At 44.4% G+C, this 25,201-nt stretch carries 23 protein-coding genes; 6 read left to right on the forward strand and 17 right to left on the reverse strand.

Annotation, left to right across the window (positions count from 1 at the left end):
• Positions 1-30: 30 nt before the first annotated feature.
• The gene (locus BW980_RS19785; RefSeq protein ID WP_076456894.1) at positions 31-1,323 is read right to left on the reverse strand and encodes an acetylxylan esterase; all 1,293 of its coding nucleotides are present in this window, start codon (positions 1,321-1,323) and stop codon (positions 31-33) included.
• Between the two features lie 86 nt (positions 1,324-1,409).
• Positions 1,410-4,814: a transcription-repair coupling factor gene (gene mfd / locus BW980_RS19790; RefSeq protein WP_076456895.1), complete on the reverse strand. Its 3,405-nt coding sequence runs from the start codon at positions 4,812-4,814 to the stop codon at positions 1,410-1,412.
• Between the two features lie 296 nt (positions 4,815-5,110).
• On the opposite strand from mfd, the gene BW980_RS19795 reads away from it, so the two are divergent.
• Positions 5,111-6,460: a dihydrolipoyl dehydrogenase family protein gene (locus BW980_RS19795; protein WP_076456924.1), complete on the forward strand. Its 1,350-nt coding sequence runs from the start codon at positions 5,111-5,113 to the stop codon at positions 6,458-6,460.
• Positions 6,461-6,476: 16 nt separating this feature from the next.
• On the opposite strand, the gene BW980_RS19800 is transcribed toward BW980_RS19795, so the two are convergent.
• The 5 genes from BW980_RS19800 to BW980_RS19820 all read right to left on the reverse strand — a co-directional run bounded on the left by BW980_RS19800 (position 6,477) and on the right by BW980_RS19820 (position 13,207).
• Positions 6,477-7,277: a hypothetical protein gene (locus BW980_RS19800; protein WP_076456896.1), complete on the reverse strand. Its 801-nt coding sequence runs from the start codon at positions 7,275-7,277 to the stop codon at positions 6,477-6,479.
• Positions 7,278-7,348: 71 nt separating this feature from the next.
• Positions 7,349-8,017: a ligase-associated DNA damage response endonuclease PdeM gene (gene pdeM / locus BW980_RS19805; protein WP_317042205.1), complete on the reverse strand. Its 669-nt coding sequence runs from the start codon at positions 8,015-8,017 to the stop codon at positions 7,349-7,351.
• 15 nt (positions 8,018-8,032) lie between these two features.
• Entirely contained in the window at positions 8,033-10,501 is a 2,469-nt protein-coding gene (locus BW980_RS19810) for a ligase-associated DNA damage response DEXH box helicase (RefSeq protein ID WP_076456897.1), read from the reverse strand.
• 7 nt (positions 10,502-10,508) lie between these two features.
• Positions 10,509-12,110, reverse strand: a complete 1,602-nt coding sequence (locus tag BW980_RS19815) for an ATP-dependent DNA ligase (protein ID WP_076456926.1) — start codon at positions 12,108-12,110, stop codon at positions 10,509-10,511.
• Positions 12,111-12,172: 62 nt separating this feature from the next.
• Entirely contained in the window at positions 12,173-13,207 is a 1,035-nt protein-coding gene (locus tag BW980_RS19820; protein WP_076456927.1) for a ligase-associated DNA damage response exonuclease, read from the reverse strand.
• A 149-nt stretch (positions 13,208-13,356) separates the two neighbouring features.
• On the opposite strand from BW980_RS19820, the gene BW980_RS19825 reads away from it, so the two are divergent.
• Positions 13,357-13,779: a tellurite resistance TerB family protein gene (locus BW980_RS19825; protein ID WP_076456928.1), complete on the forward strand. Its 423-nt coding sequence runs from the start codon at positions 13,357-13,359 to the stop codon at positions 13,777-13,779.
• Between the two features lie 53 nt (positions 13,780-13,832).
• Here BW980_RS19825 and fbp read toward each other — a convergent pair whose 3' ends face one another.
• A complete protein-coding gene (gene fbp, locus BW980_RS19830; protein WP_013993474.1) occupies positions 13,833-14,843 on the reverse strand; it encodes a class 1 fructose-bisphosphatase in 1,011 nt (336 codons plus the stop codon).
• A 116-nt stretch (positions 14,844-14,959) separates the two neighbouring features.
• Between fbp and BW980_RS19835 the strand changes: the two genes are divergently transcribed.
• The 4 genes from BW980_RS19835 to BW980_RS19850 all read left to right on the forward strand — a co-directional run bounded on the left by BW980_RS19835 (position 14,960) and on the right by BW980_RS19850 (position 18,980).
• Positions 14,960-15,439, forward strand: a complete 480-nt coding sequence (locus BW980_RS19835) for a GNAT family N-acetyltransferase (protein WP_076456898.1) — start codon at positions 14,960-14,962, stop codon at positions 15,437-15,439.
• Positions 15,440-15,448: 9 nt separating this feature from the next.
• Positions 15,449-15,784 carry an avidin-fold protein gene (locus BW980_RS19840; protein WP_076456899.1) on the forward strand — a complete coding sequence of 112 codons (336 nt, stop codon included), beginning with the start codon at positions 15,449-15,451 and terminating at the stop codon, positions 15,782-15,784.
• A gap of 44 nt (positions 15,785-15,828) precedes the next feature.
• Positions 15,829-17,079 carry an aspartate kinase gene (locus BW980_RS19845; RefSeq protein ID WP_076456900.1) on the forward strand — a complete coding sequence of 417 codons (1,251 nt, stop codon included), beginning with the start codon at positions 15,829-15,831 and terminating at the stop codon, positions 17,077-17,079.
• A gap of 89 nt (positions 17,080-17,168) precedes the next feature.
• Positions 17,169-18,980, forward strand: a complete 1,812-nt coding sequence (locus BW980_RS19850; RefSeq protein WP_076456901.1) for a GNAT family N-acyltransferase — start codon at positions 17,169-17,171, stop codon at positions 18,978-18,980.
• A gap of 16 nt (positions 18,981-18,996) precedes the next feature.
• On the opposite strand, the gene BW980_RS19855 is transcribed toward BW980_RS19850, so the two are convergent.
• The 9 genes from BW980_RS19855 to BW980_RS19895 form a co-directional block, all read right to left on the reverse strand.
• Positions 18,997-19,497: a GNAT family N-acetyltransferase gene (locus BW980_RS19855; protein WP_076456902.1), complete on the reverse strand. Its 501-nt coding sequence runs from the start codon at positions 19,495-19,497 to the stop codon at positions 18,997-18,999.
• A 25-nt stretch (positions 19,498-19,522) separates the two neighbouring features.
• Positions 19,523-19,921, reverse strand: coding sequence for a hypothetical protein (locus BW980_RS19860; protein WP_083690553.1), 399 nt, complete (start codon positions 19,919-19,921; stop codon positions 19,523-19,525).
• A 162-nt stretch (positions 19,922-20,083) separates the two neighbouring features.
• A complete protein-coding gene (locus tag BW980_RS19865) occupies positions 20,084-20,548 on the reverse strand; it encodes a DUF1801 domain-containing protein (protein ID WP_076456903.1) in 465 nt (154 codons plus the stop codon).
• A 2-nt stretch (positions 20,549-20,550) separates the two neighbouring features.
• A complete protein-coding gene (locus BW980_RS19870) occupies positions 20,551-20,922 on the reverse strand; it encodes a VOC family protein (RefSeq protein WP_076456904.1) in 372 nt (123 codons plus the stop codon).
• 82 nt (positions 20,923-21,004) lie between these two features.
• A complete protein-coding gene (locus BW980_RS19875; RefSeq protein ID WP_076456930.1) occupies positions 21,005-21,973 on the reverse strand; it encodes a 2-hydroxyacid dehydrogenase in 969 nt (322 codons plus the stop codon).
• Positions 21,974-22,164: 191 nt separating this feature from the next.
• Positions 22,165-23,517: a magnesium transporter gene (gene mgtE / locus BW980_RS19880; RefSeq protein WP_076456905.1), complete on the reverse strand. Its 1,353-nt coding sequence runs from the start codon at positions 23,515-23,517 to the stop codon at positions 22,165-22,167.
• Positions 23,518-23,686: 169 nt separating this feature from the next.
• The gene (gene rsmA, locus BW980_RS19885; RefSeq protein WP_076456906.1) at positions 23,687-24,550 is read right to left on the reverse strand and encodes a 16S rRNA (adenine(1518)-N(6)/adenine(1519)-N(6))-dimethyltransferase RsmA; all 864 of its coding nucleotides are present in this window, start codon (positions 24,548-24,550) and stop codon (positions 23,687-23,689) included.
• A 9-nt stretch (positions 24,551-24,559) separates the two neighbouring features.
• Positions 24,560-24,862: a gamma-glutamylcyclotransferase family protein gene (locus BW980_RS19890; RefSeq protein ID WP_076456907.1), complete on the reverse strand. Its 303-nt coding sequence runs from the start codon at positions 24,860-24,862 to the stop codon at positions 24,560-24,562.
• Between the two features lie 19 nt (positions 24,863-24,881).
• A complete protein-coding gene (locus tag BW980_RS19895) occupies positions 24,882-25,193 on the reverse strand; it encodes a DUF4286 family protein (protein WP_076456908.1) in 312 nt (103 codons plus the stop codon).
• Positions 25,194-25,201: the final 8 nt, after the last annotated feature.

Consider the following 25,201-nt stretch of genomic DNA (forward strand, 5'->3'; position numbering starts at 1 on the left):
ATTAAAGATAACTATTTATGGCGATTGTTGCTACTCCCTCAATTTTGAAAAAAGCCATTTATTTTTAAGTTCATGCTGCTCGGGAAACGTCCAATGTTGGGTTTCCTGAAACACATGGAGCTCTTTTTTGGCGGGAATAAGATTGTATGCCGCATAGGTGGAAGCGGGGGGACAGACATTGTCGTTGTAGCCCCAGCTGTACCAGCCTTCCGCTTTTACGAAGCGTGAAAAGTTGGCCACGTCATAGTATTTTGAAACCTCGATCTTTTCAGGTTTATTGGTGAAATCGTCAAGAAATATCTGTGGCCATCCGCCGGCACGGCCCTTCAGAAATCCGGTAAGGTCGCTCAAGGCAGGGTAGAAGGCCGCCAAATAATCGATACGGTCATCAAGGGCAGCAGTCACTATAGATAGGGCACCACCTTGACTTCCTCCCGTAACTGCAATATCCTCGCCGTTAAAGTTCGAAACGCTCTCCAGAAAATCTACCGCCCGAATACACCCGAGGTATACCCTTCGGTAGTACATGTTTTCCTTGTTGTCTAAATTCATGGTGTTATAACCGGCCAAGGCTCCCGATCTTAGGTCGTCATAGATTTGTTGGTCGAGGTTTACGGGTATTCCGTGAATGCCTATGGTAAAGGAGACAAAGCCTTGTGCCGCTTCATCAATATCACCGTAATACGGGCGAATGCCAGCTCCGGGCACGTGTAGAATGGCGGGGTATTTCCCTTCTTTTTTAGGGGTACAAAGAATGCCGTAGATCTTCCCTTTTATATTGTTCAGTTGCACGTGGTATACATTGACCTTATCGGTACATCGCTCGGGCATTAGGGTCATAACCGCATCCATGGGGATGGCGGCAAGTTCTTCTTTTCCCTTCTTCCAAAAGGCTTCAAAGTCTGAAGGCAAGGAGGTCGTAGCTTTTATTTTTTCGGGGGAAAAGCCGGCCGTAGCGTATGAACTGTATTCTTTTCCGTCTACTGTTACCCTAGCCGTGCAACGAAGAAATCCCGGGTTCTTGAATTTAGGCGACTTCACTTTTACCCTTCCATTCTTTAAGGTCAGTTTTCCTTGGTCCCATATTTTTATGGAGCGGTAACCCGGGTCGGTTTCGACGGTGTAATCGATGGAGATGTTCTCTAGGGGCACGTTGTTTCTCAAAACTGTAATTGAGAATTCGGCGGGTTCGCCCAAGTCGTAGGTCCAATCGGCATGGTTGGGCGTTACGATTATATTGACAAGTTCTTTTCGGGGTTGGGCACTTAGATTAAAGCACAGAAGTAGCGCAGCCGCTAGGTTAAAGCAGATTTTAAGTTTCATAAAAGTGGGTTGTTTGGTCAACAATATGATTAAGGCGAGAAGTTTTTCCTCCTTAGCCGAAACTAATATAGCTGAATAAAAAGATTTTATGAAGCCGATTGTACTGTTTCCGTAAACGGAGCCATGGCCTTTAGTGCTTTGTCGACCGAGGTGATCCTTTCGAATACCAATAACAGCCTAAGGCCGTTTCGGGTCTGTTTTTCCTTGATCTTGCAATGTTGTGGATGGCTTTGTACAAATCGTAGGACCTTGGTAAAAACGGAACTTTGATAAAAGTCCGACTCTTGGTCCGAGATAAAGTAACCGATGAGTTTTCCTTTTTTCATGACGACTTTTTCGATACCGATACTGTTCGCTATCCATTTGATACGTACCGAATTGAGTAAGTCTTCGGCTTCGGTCGGAAGCTCTCCGAAACGGTCGACCAGTTGGGCTTCGAACTTTTGAAGGTTTTCCTCCTCGTTAATGTCGTTCAGGTCGGTGTACAGTGTAAGTCGCTCCGTTATGTTGTTGATATAGTCATCGGGAAAGAGCAGTTGAAAGTCTGAATCGAGCTGTGTTTCCTTTACAAATACTTTTTGCTGGTGGCCTTCGACCTCTTCGTAAAGGTCCTTGAACTCGTTCTCTTTTAGTTCGTCAATGGCTTCGGCCAATATCTTTTGATAGGTTTCAAAACCGATTTCATTGATAAAGCCACTCTGTTCACCTCCGAGTAAATCTCCGGCCCCTCTAATTTCAAGGTCTTTCATGGCGATATTAAAACCGCTGCCCAATTCGGTAAATTGGGCCAAGGCCTCAATCCGTTTTCTGGCTTCTGCCGTCATGGATTCATAAGGAGGGGTAATAAAGTAGCAAAAGGCCTTTTTATTGCTACGCCCGACCCGACCGCGCATTTGGTGCAGGTCGCTCAGTCCGAAATTGTTCGCGTTGTTGATAAAAATGGTGTTCGCATTGGTAACGTCAAGACCACTTTCAATGATCGTGGTGGAAACGAGTACGTCAAATTCGCCGTTCATAAAAGAAAGCATGAGGGCTTCAAGTTTCTTGCCGTCCATTTGGCCATGGCCGATACCTACTTTGGCGTCGGGGACAAGCCGTTGGATCATACCGGCGACTTCTTTTATGTTTTCGATACGGTTATGGATAAAGAAAACCTGTCCGCCGCGGTCTATTTCATATCTGATGGCATCGCGTATGACTTCTTCGCCAAAACGAATGACCCTACTTTCAATGGGGTAGCGGTTGGGCGGGGCCGTTTTTATGACCGAAAGGTCACGTGCCGCCATTAAGCTGAACTGCAAGGTTCTTGGTATAGGCGTCGCCGTTAGGGTAAGGACGTCTACATTTTCCTTGATAGATTTCAATTTGTCTTTTACTGCAACCCCGAATTTCTGTTCTTCATCGACAATGAGTAGGCCCAGGTCTTTGAATTTTACGTTTTTGTTTACCAGTTGGTGGGTACCGATAATGATGTCTACTTGCCCCGATTCAAGTTTGGCCAAAGTCTCCTTACGTTCCTTTGCGGTTCTAAAACGGTTCAGGTAATCTACGGTTACGGGCATTTCTTTTAAACGCTCGCTAAATGTGCGGTGATGCTGAAAGGCGAGGATGGTGGTAGGAACGAGTACGGCAACCTGTTTTCCGTTATCTACGGCCTTGAAAGCGGCGCGAATGGCCACTTCGGTCTTTCCGAAGCCTACATCGCCACAGATAAGGCGGTCCATGGGGCGTTCGCTTTCCATGTCTTTTTTGAACTCTTCGGTAGCCTTGCTCTGGTCTGGGGTGTCCTCATAAATAAAGGAGGCTTCGAGTTCGTTTTGTAAGTAGCTGTCGGGGGCGTACTGAAATCCTTTTTCCAAACGTCGTTTGGCATAGATTTTAATAAGGTCGAAAGCAATTTTCTTGACCCTGCTCTTGGTTTTTTGCTTGAGTTTTTTCCAAGCGGCAGAACCCAATTTGTATATTTTGGGAACCGTTCCGTCCTTTCCGTTGAATTTTGATATTTTGTGGAGGGAATGAATGCTGACATAGAGGATGTCGCGTTCACCGTACATTAATTTGATGGCCTCTTGTTTTTTACCTTCTACATCTATTTTTTGAAGTCCCCCAAATTTCCCGATACCGTGGTCGATATGGGTTACGTAGTCGCCGATTTCAAGCTTGTTGAGCTCTTTGAGGGTAATGGCCTGCTTTTTGGCGTATCCGTTCTTGAGGTTAAACTTATGGTAGCGCTCAAAAATTTGATGGTCGGTATAACAGACCAGTTTTTGGTCGTCATCGATGAAACCTTGGTAAATGGGGGTTACTATGGTCTGGTAGTGCACGTGTTCGTTGACCTCTTCAAAAATAGCCTGAAAACGCTTGGCCTGTTGATCGCTGGCACAGAAAATATAATTCGTATAGCCTTGGTCTTTATAGGTGTTGAGGTTTTCGATCAGTAAGTCGAACTTTTTATTGAACGAAGGCTGGGGTTTGGTGTTGAACTGTACCGTAACGGCCCCATTGATCAGCTCGGAAGTCGTAGAGGCCTCTGAGGTCATGAGGGCGAAGGCACCCAGTTGTTTCCTAAAACTATCCGAATTCATAAAAAGCGCTTCGGGTTCTAGGTGCTTGATGTCTTGCGATAACTTTGAAAAGGCTTCGATGGCCTTTCCAAAGAAATCATCCAAACGGTCAAAAATATAATCGGTGTTTTTGGCGAAAACAATGGTGTCGGAAGCGACGTATTCTAAAAAGTTCTGTCGTTTCTCCTCCAAAAACTTATTGGCAACGTTGGGAATGACGTTTATCTTGTTCACCTTGTTCGTAGACAGCTGGGTGTCGACATCGAAGGTGCGGATACTGTCTACTTCGTCGCCAAAGAACTCTATCCGATAGGGTTCGTCGTTAGAAAACGAGAAGACATCGACGATACCACCGCGAACCGAGAATTCACCAGGTTCGGTAACAAAGTCTACTCTTTTGAACTTGTATTCGAAAAGCACCTCGTTAAGAAAATCGAGGGAAATAGTGTCGTTCAACTTGATTTTAAGCGTATTCTTTTCCAGTTCACGTCGGGTGACCACTTTTTCAAAAAGCGCATCGGGGTAGGTGACGATTATAGCCGGTTTCTTACGGGAATTGATACGATTCAGTACTTCGGCACGCAGCAAAACATTGGCGTTGTCGGTCTCTTCAATTTGGTAGGGCCTGCGATAACTGCCCGGGTAGAACAGTACATCTTTTTCGCCTACGATCTGTTCGAGGTCGTTCAGGTAATAGGCGGCTTCTTCCTTATCGTTAAAAACTAGGAGGAAAGGTCTTTTTGAATCTTGAAATACACTGGCAAAGGCAAATGATAAGGCGGAACCCGAAAGCCCTTTTAATACAATGGCCTGAGCTGTATTTTGATTTTTTTCTGTGTTTGCCGGAAAATTTTGGGCAATAACGTCCTGCAGTTTTCGCGTTTGCGAAGACTGGGAAAACAGTTGTTGAATTGAAGACTGCGTCAACCGTTAATTTTTTAATGAACCCGGGCTTTCGTCCTTTGATGCAATTGCCCGAGATGATACTACCAAAAGCCCAAAGCGAATCGGGTCTTTTATTTATGAGAATGCAAAGGTAGCGAACTCATCTTATGTTTTTGTGTCCGATGAATCGGTTTTTTAGACATTATCACCTTAAAAAATGTAGAAATCGGGTATAGGGTTCATAATCGTGTCGGTTGGGTTAATGGATTTTACCTAAAAGTGACACCTTGTAGATGCTAAATGTGCACTTAGGACATTTTTTGAAAAAGAATGGGAATATGAAGGTGAAAAAATATGATGTTTTTGTAATCGGAAGTGGTGCGGCGGGACAAACCGTGGCCAAAGCTTGTGTGAAAAACGGACTCACGGTAGGAATGGCCGATAAACGGGAGTATGGGGGTACTTGTGCCAATAGGGGGTGCGATCCGAAAAAAGTGCTTCTTGGAGCGACCGAAGTAATAGAGCTGAGTGCCAGTCTTATGGGAAAGGGCATCAAAGCGGTTCCGGGGCTCAGTTGGAAAAAACTGATGCAATACAAGAATCAATTTACCCTTTCTGTACCAAGAACCACTGAAGAAGATTTAAAAACGCTCGGTATTGGCTTATACCATCAATCCCCTAAATTTTTAGATGAGCAGACCCTCTCGGTGGAAGGAAAGACCGTAAGGGCCGATAAGATTATAATCGCTACGGGATATGAACCCCGAAAACTCCGTTTCAAGGGGGGCAAACATTTGAAAAGCAGTGACGATTTTTTAAGCCAAAAGAAACTACCGAAAAAAATCACGTTTATAGGTGCTGGCTATGTAGGAATGGAATTTGCCCATATCGCGGCAAGGGCGGGGGCCAAAGTTACGGTAATAGATTCAGGGAAAAGGCCCCTTAAAGCTTTTGATGCCGATTTGGTAGATGGGTTAAGGTCGTATTCAAAGGAACTCGGTATCGATTTTGTATTTAATGCCAAAGTCACCAAAGTCGAAAAGGCTAGAAAGAAGGTAAAAGTGTTTTATAGGAAAAAGGGAAAGCTTAGGTCGGTAGGAAGCAATGTTGTTTTCAATACCGCAGGACGTGTACCCGCAATCTCGGCATTGCAGCTTGAAAAAGGAAAAGTGGCCTTCAGTGAAAACGGAATTGAGACAAATGACTATCTGCAGAGCACAAGTAATACGGGTGTCTATGCCTGTGGCGATGTTTCCGATAAGGGATTGCCGCTTACCCCGCTTTCAGGGATAGAGGGCAGGGTGGTAGCTGTAAATGTCTTAAATGGAAACAAGGAAAAAATACAAGTGCCGCTTACCCCATCAGTGGTATACACCTTGCCGAACCTTGCTTCGGTAGGGTACTCGGAGGAGGAAGCCACAAGTCGGTACAAGAATGTGGAAGTCAAATTCGAATCGGTCCCTTCTTGGTTCAATGCCCGAAGGGTGAATGCCGGGGTGTACGCCTATAAGATTATCTTGAACCAGCGTACCCAGAAAATTGTGGGAGCCCATTTATTAGGGCCTAATTCCGGTGAGACCATAAATTTATTCGCCATGGCCATAGGCCAAGGTATGACTGCCGAGCAAATTAAACAGACGGTTTTTACTTACCCATCGTGGTCGAACGATATTAAATCTATGGTGTAGTAGAAATCTTGGTTGCTCAATGCTTCCGTAACCGCTCCTTTAATTTTTGGGCGGGACTTGTTTTTCGATTTTTCATCGCATGTGCCATTGAAGAGGTAAATAGGAGAATGGCGGCAACAAGGGCGGAATAGGCAATTGGTTCGTAACTGTCTTTGTGTCGAACGAAAATGGCGATAAAGGCCCATACGGCAACAAGGGCGAACTCGCGCATGTTCCGTTTCCAGGTTATGGCAAGATTTATGACCGTGGCAATTCCGATAAGAATGATGGTCCATGTTACCTCGGAAAGCGGAGCGCCTTCCCATCCTAATTTGGTAAGGTAGGCCGATATATTGGCTATGGTCGCTACGGTGATCCATCCGCTGTACAGGCAAATGGGCCACCAAACAAAGGCAATGACTTCAATGGGAGCATCCCATCGTTCCATGTTCGTGTTTAAAATGATTTTGATGAGCGAAAAAAGAATACCGAGCATAATTAAAACGGAAAGTGCGGTATAATCAAATACAAAGGCCAATACCCATGCGGCATTAAGCATGTTGGCGATATAGAACCAATATTCGGTCTGTGTGATAAAGGGACTCTTTTTTTTGCTGAAAAAGGCCCTTCGCACCTGAAAAATAGCGTAGCCTAAAAGGCTTAAGAAGATGACGCCCCAAATGGCAAAGGCATAGGGGGCAGGAGTGAAGAGGTTGTCGTATCTGCCACTTATTTCGCCAATAGTAGTGTTGTTTAGCCTGTACATTTGTGAAATGTAGTTAACGCCGATTACGAACAGTACCGAAAACAGGTTGAGTATGGCCAGTTTCTTTTTCATGGAGTGGGTTTTTGCAAAGGTAGGGGACGTGCAAATGGGGCATTGACCCGAATTGAAATAAAATGGACTGATTAAGGGCGTTTTCGTCGTCGCGATGCTTTAAACTGTACTTGAAAGACCTCTTCTTCGGTCAGGGCGTAAACTTCGTGGTCTGCCAGAGGTTCCAATATGTGGGTGCCGGTAAAGGTCCCGAAAGCGGGCAAGACCATCTGGTGGGCAGATTTAAAAAAACAGGCTAAACGTATCGATTGTCGCCCCATACCCTGAAGGCGAACCGCAGGATGTATATGGCCGCAAAAATTAAAACAAGCCTCCCGTTCTTCTGGGTGGTGCGTCAATAAAAAACCATCTAGTTGTATTTCCGAAACAACCCGTATTCCCAAATCTTCATATTTGAGAGGGGAAATGATATCGTGATTGCCGGCTACCAAGATAATTTCAGGAATAACGGTACTAACCCATCCTTCAAATAACTGCCATTCTTTGTTCAAGGCGGAATGAAAGAGGTCGCCCATAAAGACAATCACCTGGGGTTGAAACAGGTCGATGGCCTTGTCCATTTTTTTAAAATTGGTTTGTACTGCCGCTTGTGGTACGGCCGCCCCAAATTTCCTGAAATGCGAAATCTTCCCGAGATGCACGTCGCTAATGAGCAGCATTGATTTTTCCTTCCAGAAAAGAACTCCGGACGGATGCATGGTAAAATGTTGATTATTGATGTTGATAGACAGGCTGCTCACGGGTGACAAAGGTATCTACTTTTTCATCAATAAAGCGGACATACGCTTGATTCGGTCAGCTAACTTTTCACTGGATAATTTCTCACGGCTTAAACGGTCGGTTATCAAGGGAAAGGCAAAGGGCGTAGCTTTTTTACAGGCTTTCCATACGATTTCCTGTTCGGCAATACGTTCCAAAGACAGTCGCAAACGACCTTCTTCCAGCTGGTGCTGAAAGGTTTCCGTAAAGGCTTGTTGAAAGAGTAGGTTTTCGGGTTCGTAATCCCTGAAAACTTCAAAAAGCAATTGGGAGTTACTTTGCAGGTGTTTCATCTTAATGCCCTTGTTCGGGTAACCGGTAAACACCATACCGCTGATAATAGCAATGTCACGAAATTTACGACGTGCCATTTCTGTGGCATTCAGGCTTTTTTGTAAATCGTCCAGTAAATATTCAGAAGTAAATAAATCATTGTCTATAACCTGTTGTATGTCTATCTCTTGGTCGGAAAGCAATTCAAAGCCATAGTCGTTAAATGCTAGTGAAAAGGTAATGGGGGATAATAAGCTGATGCGATAGCCCAAAAGACTGCCCATGGCCTCATGTACAAATCGTCCTTCAAAAGGATAGAAAACATGGTGGTAACCTTCCCGTGTTTTAAAGGTTTCGATTAAAAATTCATTGGGTTTGGGAACAATACTTTCACGCCGTTGACGCTCGAATATATGGGTTAAAGAACGTATTTCTACCGATTGGTATTTTTTATCTTCACTGGAAGTATACAGCTCCTCCCTTAGTAATTTAGACATCTGGGCCGATAGGGTCATACGGCTTCCGGACCAGCTAGAAATTTTATTGGTTTTTTTGGTCGAGTTCCGTACGTGCACTTGCATGTCCTTTATTCTGATAAATTCAAGGTTTCTTCCCGCAAACGTAAAAACATCGCCTCTATTCAATTTCGAAATAAAGAACTCTTCTATGGAGCCGATATATCCTCCCTTTTGATAACGAACGGTAAGGTTGACATCACCCACAATGGTACCAATTTGAAAACGGTGCCGCATGGCCACGCCACGGTTATTCACTTTAAATTTTCCATCTTCTTCAACCGCTACCTTTTTGTATTCATCGTAGGACTCTAAACTCTGGCTTCCCATTACCAAAAAGTTGAGCAACCATTGCCATTGGTCCAAGGTCAAAGTTTGATAACAGAACGTTTGACGGACTTCCTTATAAATTTCATCGGGATAAAACCCGTCAGAAATAGCCAGCGTAGTCAAATATTGCAGGAGTACATCGTAGCAGTTGAGGTAGGGCATACGGTCTTCTACTGCATTTTTCTTTACAGCTTGCTGCAGGGCTGAAGCTTCAATAAGCTCAATGGCATGGGTGGGTAAAAAGTAAATCACACTTTCCTCCCCAGGGCGATGTCCGCTACGGCCCGCACGCTGTAGAAAACGGGCGACCCCTTTGGGTCCTCCTATCTGGATAACGGTCTCTACGGGGGCAAAATCTACCCCTAAATCCAAACTAGAGGTGCAGACCACGGCTCTTAACTCTTCGTTTCTTATGGCATTCTCCACCCAATTGCGGGTATCTTTATTAATACTGCCATGATGCATGGCCATATCACCTGCATATTCAGGATGTTTTTCCAGAATTTTCTGGAACCATATTTCACATTGGCTACGCGTATTTGTGAAAAGAAGGGTAGTTCTGCTGTTGTTGATTATAGGAACAACATCTTCAAGCAAATGCAACCCTAAATGCCCACGCCACGGGAAGGTTTCCATTTTTTTTGGGATGATGCTCTTAACGGTGATTTTCTTTTTAATATTCGCCTTAATCATCACCGAGTTTTCCAAGGCTTCCGTTTCGGGGCCGAGCAGTACATCCCGTGCCTGTTCCAGATTGCCTATGGTTGCCGAAATTCCCCAAATACGAAGGTCTTTTGAAATGGTTTTTAATCGGGATAAGGCCAATTCCATCTGAACGCCACGTTTGGTGCCCAGCAGTTCGTGCCACTCGTCAACTACAATAGCGGAACAGTCTTTGAAAATTTTATCGTAGCCTTTTGTGGCCAATAAGAGTTGTAGGCTTTCGGGCGTGGTAATCAACAAATCGGGCATTTGCTTTTTTTGACTCGCCCGTTCTTTAGTAGTTGTATCCCCAGTGCGGATGCCAACGGTCATTTGCGTTTCCAAATCGGCAGTGACACGTTCTGCGGATTGTCTAATTTCTTGGGAAAGGGCACGTAATGGGGTAATCCATATCGCTTTTAATCCTTTTTTGTGCTTGGTCTTGTACTGTGGATTGTTTTTAATGTAGTTTAGAACAATAGGAAACCAAAGGGCATAGGTTTTACCACTGCCTGTTGGCGCGTTCAATAGTCCGTTTTTACCCTGAAGGAAGGCTTTCCAAGTATCTTTTTGAAACTTGAAAGGCTTCCAGTTCTGTTGGTCGAACCAATTTTGGGCAATATGGTAGAGTTCTTTTCTCTTCATGTATAGCTTAGGGAATCATCAACTTTAAATCCTCTAAGGAATTGGCATCGTGAATGCTTTTGTCTTTACGCCATCTCAATATCCTTGGAAACCTGGTGGCCACACCGCTTTTGTGCCGCTTGGATAAGGCTATGCCCTCAAACGCAATTTCAAAAACATGGTGGGGCGTAACCGAGCGTACCGGTCCAAAGCGTTCCAGCGTATTTTTCTTGATCCAGGCATCTACCTTTCTAAACTCGGCATCGGTTAAACCTGAATAGGCCTTTGCAAAGGTTACCAGTTCTTTTTCACCCTTGTCATTCTCGTTCCAGAGGGCAAAGGTGTAATCCGTAAATAAATTGCTACGCCTACCATGTCCTCGCATGGCATAGGTAAGCACGGCATCAATGGTCAAGGGGTCTACTTTCCATTTCCACCAATCGCCTTTTTTTCGACCGACTAAATAAGGGGAATCTTTTCGTTTCAACATGAGTCCTTCACTGAACATTTCACGGGAACCTTCCCTTTCCTTGGTGGCCTCTTCCCATGAATTAAAATGTATGGTTTCCGAAAGGTGAAAAGGTAAGTCAGTATGGTTTATTTCCTTGAATAATTTTTCCAAGATAGCCCTACGTTCGGTAAAAGGTTTGTTTCTAATATCTTTTCCTTCCCATTCTAAAATATCATAGGCCTTTAAAATTACGGGGACTTTCTTGAGTAAAGCCTTGGAAACCGTTTTGCGACCTATGCGTGTCTGTAAATCATTAAAGGTGCCTATTTGCCCATCTATATAGGGCAATATTTCTCCGTCAATGACAGTACCGTTTGGTATTTTTTGAAGGAATAGGTTGAATTCCGGGTACTTATCGGTTACTAATTCTTCACCACGGCTCCAGACATACAATTCATCATTTCTAAGAATGACCTGTGAACGGATGCCGTCCCACTTATGTTCTGCCGACCAATGGCTGACATCGCCTAAATCCTGTGGTTCATTTTCAATGGCGTAGGCCAGATAAAAGGGATAGGGTTTGGATAGATAGTCGCTTTCATTTTCTTCTAAAATAAGCTCTTGAAAGGTGATTTGGTTTGGGTCCCAATTCCCCATGAGTTTATAGGCCAAGATATCCTCATCTATTTCCGTTGCCTTGGCCAAGGCTCGGGTCATTAATTTTTGGCTGACACCAATACGGAACCCTCCGGTAATCAGCTTGGTAAAAACAAAGCGTTCGTAGTAGTCGAGTACTTTCCAGTTCTCAAAGAGGTAGGTTTTTTTGTCGACGTCGGATTTCTTCTTCAAAGCAATCATCTCCTCTAGAAATTGGGTCAGTGTTTTTTCTGTGGATGTTTTGCTGGAAGGAACAATTAGGGCAATGGTTTCCGCCAAATCGCCCACAATGTGATAGCTTTCTTCGAACAGCCAAAGGGGAATGTTCGCCAGTTCGGAAGCCCATTCGCGCAGCAGTGTGGTGTTAACGGGTCTAGGAGGTCTACGGTGCGATAGGATGGCTATGGTCCATACTTTGTCCTTGTCGTTCGTAACTCGAAAATAATCTGCTAAAGCCTGGACCTTTACATTGGTTTTGTTGGTGCTGTCCAGTGTTTTAATGAGCGAGGCAAAACCTCTCATGCCAAGTCCATTTGAAGCAATGGTTGCTGGGCCGTCAATCTCCGAAGTATGTTGTGATGGCTTCATGATGCTTGCTTTTCTAAAGTTGCTGTTTCATCAGTAGTCGCATTATCCTCTTCGTCTCCATATTGGGTCTCTTCGGTACGCGCGTCATACCCCTGTTCACGCAGGTATCTGGAAAAGATTTCGGTATACCCGTGGGTACAGATTATTTTTTCCGCTCCGGTGGCTTCAATGCTCGATAAGAGTCCCTGCCAATCGCAATGGTCGCTCAAAACGAAACCTTTATCAATGGCCCGGCGACGGCGTGCTCCCCGAAAGGTCATCCAGCCACTTGCTGAGGCCGTAACGTAGGGCACCATTTTACGGATCCACGTACTTCCATGGGCACTGGGTGGGGCCAGAACGATGTTTCCCAGTAGTTCTTCTTTTTTGGTTTCCTTGGTAATCAGGGTCGTTTCAGGGAAGTTTACTAAAGGGCGCAATACCTGGGTCATGTTTTCAATGGCGCCGTGGGTGTATATTTTTCCAATATCGGTGTCAAGATATTTCAGAAGCCGTTGTGCCTTGCCCAGACTGTACCCGAATAAAATTGAAGTTTTGCCTTCAGATTTGTTCTCTGCCCACCATTGGTTGATATTCTCGAAAACCTCTTGCTGGGGTGTCCACTTAAAAGCAGGCAGGCCAAAAGTACATTCGGTAATGAATGTATCGCATTTAATGGGGTCATAGGGCGTTGATATACCGTCGTTTTCGGTTTTGTAATCGCCCGTAAATACCCATACTTCACCCTTGTGTTCTACGCGAATTTGGGAAGAGCCGATGATATGGCCAGCTGGATGTAAGCTGAATTTCACATTGTTTATGCTAAAAGTTTCTCCCCATTCTTTTCCTGCAACATTAATTTCCCCTAGGCGATGGCTGATAATAGGTACATTTCTATGATGGGTAATGTATTGCTTATGTCCCCATTTACTATGATCTGCATGACCGTGGGATATTATGGCCTTATCTACAGCTTTCCATGGGTCTAGATAGACCTTGGCGGCACTGCAATAAATGCCTTTATCGGTGAATTCGAGAAGTGGATTTTTCATGTTCATTGAAAGTTACGTAATATTCCGAAACGGTGTCGGTATGTGGTGATATCGAATGGTCGCAAATAACCGGCTCAAAATAATCATTCAGTAAGAGGGGAATGACCTCTAAAAAATTTATATTTGCTGCCAATAAAATTGATATATATATGGCGATTGCAGATTTATATACAAGCAGTGAACATAGAAGAAATCTCGCACATTTTGCAGCTTTGGCCACTTTGGCCAATGTAGATGGTGAAATTAGTTCCGAGGAAAAAAGTATGTTAGACCGTTTTGCGTCTAAACTTGACATTACCGAAGCCGAATACAAAGAGGTAATGAAGAGCGAAAATAAATATCCTATAGACCCTCCTCATAATTCAGAAAGAAGATTGGAGCGTTTGTACGACCTATTCCGTATTATTTTTTCAGACCATCATATAGATGAAGAAGAAATGTTCTTACTGAAGAAGTATGCTATTGGTTTAGGATTTTCAGGGGAACAAGCCGATAAGATTATCGAAAGATCGGTGGCCATTTTCAGCGGTAAAATCGAATTTGACGATTACCTCTACCTGGTTAAACATTAAAAGAAGTCAATAAGAAAAAGGCCGGAAGAACACTTTTGTTTTTCCGGCCTTTTTTATTCGTTATGGGCGGCCATGAACTCTTCCGCCTTTTCTACCATTTTACGGCTTCCGCAAAAGAAGGGTACCCGCTCGTGGAGTTCGGTCGGCTTAAGGTCTAGTATTCTATCCTTTCCGTTGCTGGCTTTTCCGTTTGCCTGTTCGGCCAAAAAGGCCATAGGGTTGCATTCGTACAGTAAGCGTAATTTACCATTAGTAGATACACTGCTTTTAGGGTACATGTAAATGCCGCCCTTGATCATGTTCCTGTGAAAATCAGATACGAGCGAACCGATGTACCTTGAGGTGTATGGTCGGTCGTCCTCTTCTTTTTGGCAGTATTTGATATAGTCTTTTACACCTTGTGGAAAGTGCACGTAGTTTCCTTCGTTTACCGAATAAATGTTTCCGGTTTCCGGAAATTCCATATTGGGGTGGGATAGGTAGAAGGTGCCCAAGGCCGGGTTAAGGGTGAATCCTTGAACCCCATCGCCGGTAGTGTATACCAACATGGTAGAGGTGCCGTAAATGATATATCCTGCTGCGACCTGGTCTCTGCCCGGTTGTAAAAAATCTTCCAAGGTTACAGGGGTGCCAACGGGGGTCACCCTTCTGTAAATAGAGAAAATGGTTCCGACAGATACGTTGACATCAATATTCGATGAGCCATCTAGGGGGTCGATAAGTACGATATACTTGTTCTGGTGCTTTTCGTCATAACTGTTGATACTGATAAAATCTTCTTCTTCCTCCGAAGCGATTCCACAGACGATTTCCCTTTTCGAGAGGGTCTGTATGAATTTTTCGTTGGCCAAGACGTCCAGTTTCTTTTGGTCCTCACCCTGTACGTTGACATCTCCTGCTTCACCGATGATATCTACCAGGCCGGCCTTGTTGACCTCATGGTTGACCACCTTGGCAGCTAGCCTTAGTCCGTTTAAAAGCCGAGATAGCTCGCCGGATGAATATTGGAATGATGCTTGGTTTTTTATTATGAATTCGCCAAGAGTAATGTTCTTTTTGACCATATTTCAATAGAAGGTTGTTGTTAGAGGAACAAATATCGGCTATTTTGTGAAACTATGAGCGTTTCATTTATATTTGACTGTTTAAATTTATAACTTCGTGTTTTATTTGTAACAATATGGAATTTTCGATTCGTGAGGCGCAACCGGGTGATATGCAACAGGTATTGGCTTTGATCAATGAACTTGCTGTGTTTGAAAAGGAACCGGATGCCGTAGAGGTAACCGTAAACGATTTGATCGAAGACGGTTTTGGGGAGAAAAAGCAATTTCATTGCTTCGTAGGTGAGGCCGAAGGCAGAGTTGTCGGTATGGCCTTGGTATACCAGAGGTATTCTACTTGGAAGGGGAGGGTCATTCATTTGGAAGACCTTATCGTAACCGAGCGTATGCGGGGTAGCGGACTGGGAAAGGCCTTATTGACCGAAGTGGTAAAGTACGGTCACGACCAAGGCGTTCGCAGGATCTGTTGGGAAGTGCTTGATTGGAACGAAGCGGCCATTGCATTTTACGAAAAAAACCATGCCAAGGTCATGCGGGATTGGGATGTGGTTCAGATGGACGAAAACGGAATCAAGGAATTTTTGGCAAAGGTTTAATCCGCTGAAATGAATTACAACGGAAAAAAATTCAGGCCCATTTCGGGATCTGACAATTCGGAAACTACACAGGAAACCATTTTTGAGTATCATCAGACCGATCAAATTTTGTCCGCCGATTACAGCGGTGGAAATATTGTAAAAGGACAATTGATCGGATTGGTGGCCGATAACGGTACCATAGAAATGCGTTATCAGCAAATCAATGTCAATAACGAATTGATGACGGGTAAATGCACTTCAGTTCCAGAAACTATGGGGAACGGAAAATTGAGATTACACGAAACTTGGGTGTGGACCTCAGGTGACCGTTCAAAAGGACAATCAATTTTAGAAGAAATATAGGGCCATCATAGGCTTTTGTACAATATAGAATAATCGAGAAATTTATGCGCGTATTCAAATTTGGAGGAGCATCGGTTAAAGATGCCAACGGAGTGAAAAATGTGGTCAATGTTTTAAAACAAACGGGGCATAGCAATACTATTGTGGTGGTCTCGGCCATGGGGAAGACCACAAATGCCATGGAGGCTACGGTCAATGCCTATTTTAGCGATAAGTCTGCCTTGGTGGCGGCATTTCAAGAAACCATAGCCTATCACGATGCTATTCTTAAGGATCTTTTTGACAATGATAAGCATGTGGTTTTTTCCCAAGTAAAAGGCCTTTTTGATGAGGTGCAGGGATTTCTGGCATGGAATAAATCGCCTAACTATAATTTTGTATATGACCAAGTGGTAGGTTATGGCGAGTTGATATCTACGACCATACTTAATGCTTACCTCAATGAGGTGGGGATCAAGAGCAATTGGGTCGATATACGTGACTTTATTAAAACCAATGACAGTTATCGCGATGTATCGGTCAACTGGGAAAAAACCCAAGAACGGGTTACCAAGGACATCGATAAGTCCAAACTCAACATTACCCAGGGCTTTTTGGGTAGTGACGATAATAACTTTACAACGACCTTGGGTAGGGAAGGGTCCGATTATACGGCGGCCATATTGGCCTACTGCCTGAATGCGGATTCGGTTACCATATGGAAAGACGTACCTGGCGTACTCAATGCCGATCCGCGATATTTTTCGGAAACCCAATTGTTGAATAACATATCGTATCGTGAGGCGATTGAATTGGCGTTTTACGGGGCTTCGGTAATCCACCCGAAAACGCTTCAGCCTTTGCAGAAAAAAGAAATTCCGCTCCACGTGAAGTCTTTCTTGAATCCTTCCGATCCGGGTACTACGGTGGGTAAGGGTGTAGGGATAGAGCCAAAAGTGCCCTGTTTTATCGTTAAGAAAAACCAGGTGTTGATGAAATTGTCTTCTTTGGATTTTTCTTTTATCGTAGAAGATAGCATTAGTGAGCTTTTTAAATTGTTCCATGACCATAAAATGAAAGTAGACCTGATCCAGAATTCTGCGATTAGTTTTTCAGTCTGTGTCGATAATCGTTTCGGTCGGTTGGAAGATCTTTTGAACCTTTTGAAAAGTAGGTTTAAGGTCGTACACCATGAAGGCGTATCCCTTTATACCATTAGACATTTTGACGAAAATGCAATCGAATCTTTGCAAAACGGACATGAAGTGCTCCTAGAGCAGAGAGGTAAGGAGACTTTACAATTAGTAGTGAAGTAATCTTTATGCTGTAAGTCTAAATTTGTTAAAATGAGGTTCGCCTCTCGTGTTTTTCCTATCTTAGCGGTTACCTAATCGATGATATAACTATGGGTTTAGTGACCGCGAAGGAAGTGGCCAATGCTACCAATCTTGATAAATACGGGTTTTTTGGTACATTCGTGGCTTGGATATTGCTGAGGGTCACGAAAATTTCAAACATGAACCGACGGTACGATAAGATGAGCCATCTTAATGGTACCGATTTCTTGGATGCCGTTTTAGAAGAGTACGAAATCGATTATGAAATTCCCATAAACGATTTGAAACGGCTTCCTAAAGAAGGGGCGTTTATCACAGTGAGCAATCACCCTCTTGGGGGAATGGACGGTATTATATTGCTGAAGTTGATGCTTCAACATCGGCCGCAGTATAAGGTGATGGCAAATTTTCTGTTGCAAAGGTTTAAGCCTTTGGCTTCCTATATTTTTCCGGTGAATCCGTTTGAAGACCATAAAGAGGCCAAGAGCAGTATGGCTGGTTTTAAAAACGCCATGTTGCATTTAAAGGAAGGCCATCCGGTCGGAATTTTTCCTGCAGGCGAGGTGTCTACTTTTAAGGAAGGAAAATTGGTGGTCGATAGGCCATGGGAACCTACTGCCATGAAACTGATACGCAAGGCCCAAGTGCCCGTAGTACCTATTTATTTTCACGCAAGAAACAGCAAGCTCTTTTATCGCTTGGCGAAGATCAGCGGTGTCTTTCGAACGGCAAAACTGCCTTCGGAGGTGTATTCGCAAAGGAACCGGCCCATTAAGGTGCGTATCGGCCAGCCTATTTCGGTAGCTACCCAGAATGAACAAGAATCATTGGAGGAGTTTACCGAACTATTACGAAGAAAAACATACATCCTCTCTAATATTTATGAGAAGGAACGGTTGATCGACCAGATTCCTACCACATTGAAATTGCCGAAACAGCCCCGAAAAATCGTTCAGCCCGTTCAGGCCGAGCTTATAGAGGCGGAAATCGCAAAGCTTATCGAAAACGATAGGCGTATGGTACAGAGCAAGAATTACGAGGTGTTCTTGGCCCCGGCCGATGAGATGCCCTATGCCCTTCAGGAAATCGGACGTCAAAGGGAGATTACCTTTCGTGAGATTGGGGAAGGAACCAACAACTCTATCGACATTGACGAGTTCGACTCGTATTACCATCATATGTTTTTGTGGGACAATGAAGCAAGAGTGATTGCAGGGGCCTACCGAATGGGACTTGGGTCTGAAATTTTTGCCAAATACGGGATAGATGGATTCTACCTTCAAGACCTGTTTCGCTTTGAGCCCGAACTCTTCGGGATGATGAGCCAGTCCATTGAAATGGGAAGGGCCTATATCGTCAAGGAATACCAGCAGAAGCCCATGCCCCTTTTCCTTTTATGGAAGGGAATTGTTCACACTACGTTGCGTTACCCCGAGCATAAATATTTAATAGGAGGGGTGAGCATTAGTAACCAGTTCTCGAACTTTTCAAAATCGCTGATGATCGAGTTTATGAAGAGTAATTATTGGGATCCTTATGTGGCCCAGTATGTAAGGCCTAAAAAAGAGTTCAAGGTAAAATTGAAAGATGCCGATAAGGAGTTTGTCTTCGATGAGACCCAGGCCGACCTGAACAAATTTGATAAATTGATCGATGAGGTAGAGCCGGGAAGCCTGCGTTTGCCCGTACTGATAAAAAAGTATATCAAGCAGAATGCAAAAGTTGTGGCCTTTAATGTGGACCCCCTGTTCAATAATGCGGTAGACGGATTGATGTACATTAAAATATCCGACTTGCCCGAAAGCACCGTAAAACCGGTAATGGAAGAGTTTCAGGCCGAATTGGAGCGCAAGTTTATGGAAGCCCAACAAAATACATAGCGGCTAGGGGAGCGGCTTAATCGTTTCCTATGGTCGTACTTCTTCGCTCAAATAACAGATTGTCTTTCCAGACTCCATCTCTTTTGCCAACACGTTCGCGTTTGCCAATATAGCGGAAGCCCATTTTTTTGTGAAGGTGGATGCTTCCTGTATTTTCGGGGAAGATTCCCGATTGTAGGGTCCATAGACCATGTTTTTCGCTTTCCTTGATCAAGGTCTGCATCAATCGTGAACCTATCCCTTTTCCTCGGGCGTCCTTTGCAATATAGATGCTGACTTCGGCTACACCTCGGTATACCGGCCTTTTCGATACGGGCGATAGGGCCGCCCAGCCCATGCATTTATCCCCCGAATAGGCAAGGAGCCTGCAGCTTTCAAGATGGCTGGCATTCCATGCTTCATAAGAGGGGAGTTGATGTTCAAAAGTGGCGTATCCCGTGGCCATGCCATCGGCATATATTTCGGATACCGAGGCCCAGTCTTCCTTGCACATGGGCCTTAATTCTATTGCGGACATCTATTAAAAATTAACCTTCGGTTTGTTATAGGTTTTTAAACCAGTCCTGAAAGTATTCGCCCACGACCGCTGTTGGCGCCATTTTATTATTGGCCGCGTTGATCAGGCTCATCACGATCAATACCAAGCCGATTATTGCCGCAAAACAGCCTACGATGGGAATAATGCCTAAAAGAATGGTAAGTAGCCAAATGCCCAGGGTCTGTCGGATATAGAAACTTCCGAACTCTGTTTTGTTCTGTGAGTTCATAATAAGCGCCGCAATCCATCCGATTATGGTAATATGGGCGATGATGGCTACGATCTTTCCGCTTTCGGGCTGGTTCGGGTCAAAAGTTTCTTTGACTTCTTCCTTAAATGCATTAGCGGCTTTTTTTGCTTCCTCTGCAAAATCTTTTCCGAAATCTTTTTTTTCTTCTGACATGGGTATGGTTTTTTTTGAGCTGTTTGTTTCTATAAAATTACGCGATAATGAACTTATAAAAAAGCCTGTTTAATGGTTTTCCTAGCTTTGTTTAAGGTACTTTTCTTGTCGGTAAATATGTTTTTTTGCCTCGTTAATGAAAACCTCTGCTTGGGGTCGTGCTTACTTGTTTTTGGGTCTTAGGACGCTCTCGTACAGTGTGATCCAATCGTCTACGGACATCTTTTTACAAAGCTCGGCAACGAGGTCGTAAGGTATGTCGTTCATCGATTTAAAACGGATGCAGCTTTTCCCCATGTCCAATTTTCGTTTGCAGTGCTTAGGGTATTCGGCAATGAACCAACTGTAAAGTTTGTGATCGGCATAAATGCCCGAATGGTACAGTGCTATAAAGTTCTTTTGTGAGGCCAGGTTTATAAAGGGAAGTGGAAGTTCGGGATTGCAATGATAGCCATTTGGATAAACGGAATGGGGTACCACATAGCCAAGCATGCCGTAGCTCATTTGTTCTTCGAAGCCTTCGGGCAGGTGGTCCAAAACGGTTTTTCGAAGCCGGGAAAGGGCTTCTTTACGGTCTTCCGGTAGTTGGGCAATATATGCTTCCGGCGTATCGGCCTTGTGTTTCATTGTTAAAGGTGTTGGTCTACTAGAATAGGGTTGCCGTCAGGGTCTTTGAGCATAAAACTTGCGGGGCCGGTACTTTGCTCATCGGCTTCAAGGTCTAGTGTGATGCCTTCGGCCTTGAGTTGTTTTTGCAGGTCGCGAATGTCGGTAAAGGAGTCAAGCTTTTCCGCATCGCTGTTCCAGCCGGGATTAAAGGTGAGGATGTTCTTGTCGAACATATCTTGAAAAAGGCCCACCGTAGCGTCACCATTTTTCATGATCAACCAGTTTTGGGAAGCATCTCCGCCGAAAACGGAGAAGCCCAAGGTTTCGTAAAATTGTTTTGACACCTGAATGTCCTTGACATTCAGGCTTACCGAAAAGTTACCTAAGTGCATCGTTTTTGATTTTATGATGAATAAACTCAACGTTTCACAATCCGATGGGGGTACTTTACAGCGTGGATTATAGTCTTCTAAGTTAGCAAAATTTTGCCTTAATCTTGTCGACTACCGTTTGGGCCAGTTTTTCAAGACTTTCTACCGTCCATCCGGCTACGTGGGGTGTCAGTACTACATTGTCGGCTTGGATCAGGTATTGGAAGGCCTCGGGCATTCCGCTAAGGTCTGCGGGGCTATTGTTGTCATTCGTGGTACCGAACATGTTCTCGAAAGAAGCCTTTTCGTATTCAAGGACGTCTAGGCCCGCACCTAGCACTTTACCTGACTTAAGGGCCGAAACCAAATCTTCGCTTACGACCGCCTTGCCCCTTGCCGTATTCAACAACCAAAAGGGGTTGTGGAATTTTTCTATAAACTCACTGTTGATCATACCGATGGTAAGCTCGGTTTGGGGTACGTGCAGGCTTAATACGTCGGTACGTTGGTGTAGTTCCATAATTCCTACTTGACGGGCATTTTCGTCGCCTACGCCGCCTTGAAGGTCGTAACAGATGACCTCTACGTCAAAGCCACGGAGCTTTTTGGCAAAGGCTTTTCCCATATTGCCATATCCGACAATACCAACCGTCTTACCGTCTAATTCTATACCGCGGTTGCCCTCACGGTCCCATTTGCCCGAACGTACTTCTTTATCGGCTTTTTGGAGTTTGTTGAATAAGGAAAGTAACATGCCCAAGGTGTGTTCCCCAACGGCGTTACGGTTGCCTTCCGGGGCCGCGGCCAAAAATATATCGTTGGCTTCGGCATGGCGTACGTCAATATTTTCCAGACCGGCACCCAGCCTACCTATAAATTTGAGCTTACGGGCCTTGTTTAGAAATTCACTGTCAATGCTAAATCGACTGCGAATGATAAGTCCGTCGTACTCATGTATTTTATTTTCGATTTCCGCTTTGGAGGAAGTGTAGTCTTCGTCATTTTGAAAACCGAGTTCGTTAAACTGTTCTATCAGTAAGGGGTGGTTTACATCTACATGTAAAATTTTCATTTTTTCAGCCATAGTTCTCTGGGCGTTGCGCCTTTTTATAAGTGTTCGTATAAGCTATATCCCCACCGTATGAAGAAAGCCTATGTGTTCGGTTTACCTAAGATGGTTTTGTCTTGATTCGAATGGAGAGGAGAGCTGTGTCCTGTATTCCATTGAATGGCCTACGAAGGTACTAAAATAGATGATTTGCCTTAGATGCCCAACACCATTTTTGCAATGGAAAAGTAGATAAGGATGCCGAATATGTCGTTGCTGGTGGTAATAAACGGCCCTGTGGCGATAGCGGGGTCGATTCCGCGTTTGTGCAGGAACAAAGGAATAAAGGTGCCTATAAAGCCAGCAACTAGGATGACCGCTACCAAAGATAGGCAAATGGACAGGGAGGTAAGGAAGTCGCCCTTCCATAACCAAGTGAAAAGTAATAAGATCAAAGCTAGAATGGTACCATTCAGAAGGGCCAATAGCATTTCTTTTATCAAACGGTTTCCTACGCTACCCTTTAGGTCGTCGTTGGCAAGACCCTGAACCACGATTGCACTCGATTGTACTCCTACGTTGCCCGCCATTGCGGCAATTAAAGGGGTAAAGAAGAACAGCACCGCGTGTTTGCTGATCAGTTCCTCAAATCCGCCCATGATACCTGCGGCCCCAATACCACCGACAAGCCCCAAAAACAGCCATGGGAGCCGTGCGCGGGTGAGTACCCAAATACTGTCATCGGCTTCTACGTCTTGCGAGATACCTGCCGCCATTTGGTAATCTTTGTCGGCCTCTTCACGAATAACGTCTACAATATCATCAATGGTAATACGGCCTACCAAACGTCCGATTTCGTCAACTACGGGAATGGCCTCCAAATCGTATTTAGACATGATCTTGGCTACCTCTTCGGGTTTTTGGTTGACGTTTACCGAATCGACTTTGGGGATGTACACCTCGCTGATATGGGTTCTGGTGGAGGTGGTCAGTAAATCTTTTAATGAAAGGCGGCCTTTGAGCTTGTCTTCGTCATCTACTACGTAAATGGAGTGGACCCTAGTGACGTTCTCGGCCTGTGCGCGCATTTCTTTTACGCATTTGAGAACATCCCAACTTTCCCTGACTTTTACGAGCTCTTTGGCCATTAGGCCCCCAGCGGAATTCTCGTCATAGCGCAAAAGGTCTACAATATCTTTGGCGTGCTCTTGGTCTTCAATTTCGGAAATGACCTCTTGGATAATCTCGTTCGGAAGCTCACCAATAATATCGGCGGCATCATCGGTGTCGAGCTCATCGAGTTCTTCGGCAATTTCCTTGGCCGAAAGGTTGTTCAGAATATATTCTCGAACATCTTCGTCAAGCTCGGTAAGAACATCGGAGGTCTTGTCGCTTTCAAGAAGCTTGATCAGGTAGGTAGCTTCGTCTTCGTTCAACTCATTGATGATTTCCGCGATATCGGCGTAATGTATATCTTCCATCAGGTTTACCAATTCGGTATCCCTTCGGGATTCTATAAGCTGCTCGATCTCGGCTAGGAGTTCATCTGTGAGTTTAAACGGTGTCATTTTATGCTATCATAGAAAACGGTAAAGAAGAAACTGCCGCAAAGCTAAAGAAAAACGACTAAAGCGTTGCGCTCTTTACGATTTCTTAGCACGCTTTATCAATAAAAATTCCGTTTTAGTGCAGGGCAATGCGAATATGTCTTCTTGAAAGTGATAGCCGAAGCAATCGCTATGCTATATCATCGGCTATTTTCTTGGTCAATGCAATAAAATCGTTTACGCTAAGCTGTTCAGGGCGTTGGTCAAAGAGGGTGTCGCCCTTGAGTTCGGGAGATAGGTCAAAGGCCTTTAGGCTGTTGCGAATGGTCTTTCTGCGCTGGTTAAAAGCGGCTTTCACTACCCTGAAGAACAATTTTTCATCGCAGTCAAGGGTAAAGTCCCTTTTTCGGACCAAGCGGAGTACGCCCGACTGCACTTTTGGAGGAGGGTCAAATACTTGGGGAGGTACCGTAAACAAATATTCGGCATCGTAATAGGCCTGAACCAACACCGATAGAATACCATAGGTTTTATTGCCTTCCCCTTCGCAAATACGTTGGGCCACCTCTTTTTGGAACATACCGGAAAATTCGGGTACCTGTTCCTTCATTTCCAACATCTTGAAAACAATTTGGGTAGATATGTTGTAAGGGAAGTTTCCTGTTATGGCAAAGGGCTCATTGCCGAATAAGTCCGATAGGTCGTATTTTAGGAAGTCGGCCTCAACTACTTGTAAAGAGCCCTTACCGGTCATGGCTTTAGGGTGTTCCAAGGGAAAACTGTGGTTAAGGTAGATGATGGAATCGGCATCGAGGTCCATGGCCACAAGGTTCATGTCGCGCAAGAGCAAATGCTTGGTAAGCACACCTGTACCCGGACCTATTTCCACTACATTTCTATAGCCTTCCAAGGAAAGGGTGTCCGCAATTTTTTTGGCGATCTCCTCATCCTTTAAAAAATGCTGGCCTAAATGCTTCTTAGCCTTTACGGGACTATCTTCTTTCCAAGACTTTGTGGAGTGTTGTTCGTAATGTTTCTTCTTTTTCTTGCCCATATTTTTCTTTTAAGCCCTTATATAAACCCAAGCCATCTTGCCCGACTTTAAACCGACTTTCTTTTTCTTGTATGCGGCGCCTTCGTATTGGTCTGCCTTTGTCAATTCGTTTTGTTCTAATTCGTAAACCACGCCTTCAATATGGTCTTCCGCACCCTTTGTTTCTTCGGCTACTAGGTATCTGCCCATTATTTTTTCAGGGGAAATACGAAAACCGTTCAGTACATCATGACCTCCCTTCAGGTTGCGTCTAAAAACCCGTTGTTGTATATACGGGTCTTGAAGGGTGCCGTAGGTGAAGAGGTATGGCATTTGTTATTGGACCTATTCGTTAGTGTTCGCTTACGATTTCCATCTCGGTCCTAAACGAAACGAATTTGTTCGGAAACCGTTTATGGGCATCTTCACGCAATCTGGGTGCGTCTTCCGCATAATAGCTTTCCAGCACTTCCTTGCTCAAGGTGGTGAACTGAACCGAGTAGCTGATGCCTCCCATTTCTTCTTCTACCAAGATTTTGCTCATCTTGGCATTCAAGAATTTGCCGGTGGCCAATATATCGGGTATGTGCACTTCACGCATCCATATAAGCCATTCGTCATGCACCGACTCTTCTATATTGGTTGTTACATTGTATATGTACATATTGTTGT

The sequence above is a fragment of the Zobellia uliginosa genome (assembly GCF_900156625.1).
GTDB classification, from domain to species: domain Bacteria; phylum Bacteroidota; class Bacteroidia; order Flavobacteriales; family Flavobacteriaceae; genus Zobellia; species Zobellia uliginosa.

Bases quoted from the DNA above. Each gene is read 5' to 3' on its own strand.
- BW980_RS19835 (WP_076456898.1), top strand. From the start codon at position 14,960: ATGGAATTTTCGATTCGTGAGGCGCAACCGGGTGATATGCAACAGGTA.
- BW980_RS19875 (WP_076456930.1), bottom strand. From the start codon at position 21,973: ATGAAAATTTTACATGTAGATGTAAACCACCCCTTACTGATAGAACAG.
- BW980_RS19800 (WP_076456896.1), bottom strand. From the start codon at position 7,277: ATGAAAAAGAAACTGGCCATACTCAACCTGTTTTCGGTACTGTTCGTA.
- BW980_RS19865 (WP_076456903.1), bottom strand. From the start codon at position 20,548: ATGAAACACAAGGCCGATACGCCGGAAGCATATATTGCCCAACTACCG.
- BW980_RS19870 (WP_076456904.1), bottom strand. From the start codon at position 20,922: ATGCACTTAGGTAACTTTTCGGTAAGCCTGAATGTCAAGGACATTCAG.
- BW980_RS19810 (WP_076456897.1), bottom strand. From the start codon at position 10,501: ATGAAGAGAAAAGAACTCTACCATATTGCCCAAAATTGGTTCGACCAA.
- BW980_RS19820 (WP_076456927.1), bottom strand. From the start codon at position 13,207: ATGAAAAATCCACTTCTCGAATTCACCGATAAAGGCATTTATTGCAGT.
- rsmA (WP_076456906.1), bottom strand. From the start codon at position 24,550: ATGGGCAAGAAAAAGAAGAAACATTACGAACAACACTCCACAAAGTCT.
- BW980_RS19855 (WP_076456902.1), bottom strand. From the start codon at position 19,497: ATGTCCGCAATAGAATTAAGGCCCATGTGCAAGGAAGACTGGGCCTCG.
- BW980_RS19850 (WP_076456901.1), top strand. From the start codon at position 17,169: ATGGGTTTAGTGACCGCGAAGGAAGTGGCCAATGCTACCAATCTTGAT.
- BW980_RS19845 (WP_076456900.1), top strand. From the start codon at position 15,829: ATGCGCGTATTCAAATTTGGAGGAGCATCGGTTAAAGATGCCAACGGA.
- BW980_RS19840 (WP_076456899.1), top strand. From the start codon at position 15,449: ATGAATTACAACGGAAAAAAATTCAGGCCCATTTCGGGATCTGACAAT.
- mgtE (WP_076456905.1), bottom strand. From the start codon at position 23,517: ATGACACCGTTTAAACTCACAGATGAACTCCTAGCCGAGATCGAGCAG.
- BW980_RS19795 (WP_076456924.1), top strand. From the start codon at position 5,111: ATGAAGGTGAAAAAATATGATGTTTTTGTAATCGGAAGTGGTGCGGCG.
- BW980_RS19895 (WP_076456908.1), bottom strand. From the start codon at position 25,193: ATGTACATATACAATGTAACAACCAATATAGAAGAGTCGGTGCATGAC.
- BW980_RS19890 (WP_076456907.1), bottom strand. From the start codon at position 24,862: ATGCCATACCTCTTCACCTACGGCACCCTTCAAGACCCGTATATACAA.
- BW980_RS19785 (WP_076456894.1), bottom strand. From the start codon at position 1,323: ATGAAACTTAAAATCTGCTTTAACCTAGCGGCTGCGCTACTTCTGTGC.
- BW980_RS19825 (WP_076456928.1), top strand. From the start codon at position 13,357: ATGGCGATTGCAGATTTATATACAAGCAGTGAACATAGAAGAAATCTC.
- BW980_RS19860 (WP_083690553.1), bottom strand. From the start codon at position 19,921: ATGTCAGAAGAAAAAAAAGATTTCGGAAAAGATTTTGCAGAGGAAGCA.
- fbp (WP_013993474.1), bottom strand. From the start codon at position 14,843: ATGGTCAAAAAGAACATTACTCTTGGCGAATTCATAATAAAAAACCAA.
- BW980_RS19815 (WP_076456926.1), bottom strand. From the start codon at position 12,110: ATGAGAGGTTTTGCCTCGCTCATTAAAACACTGGACAGCACCAACAAA.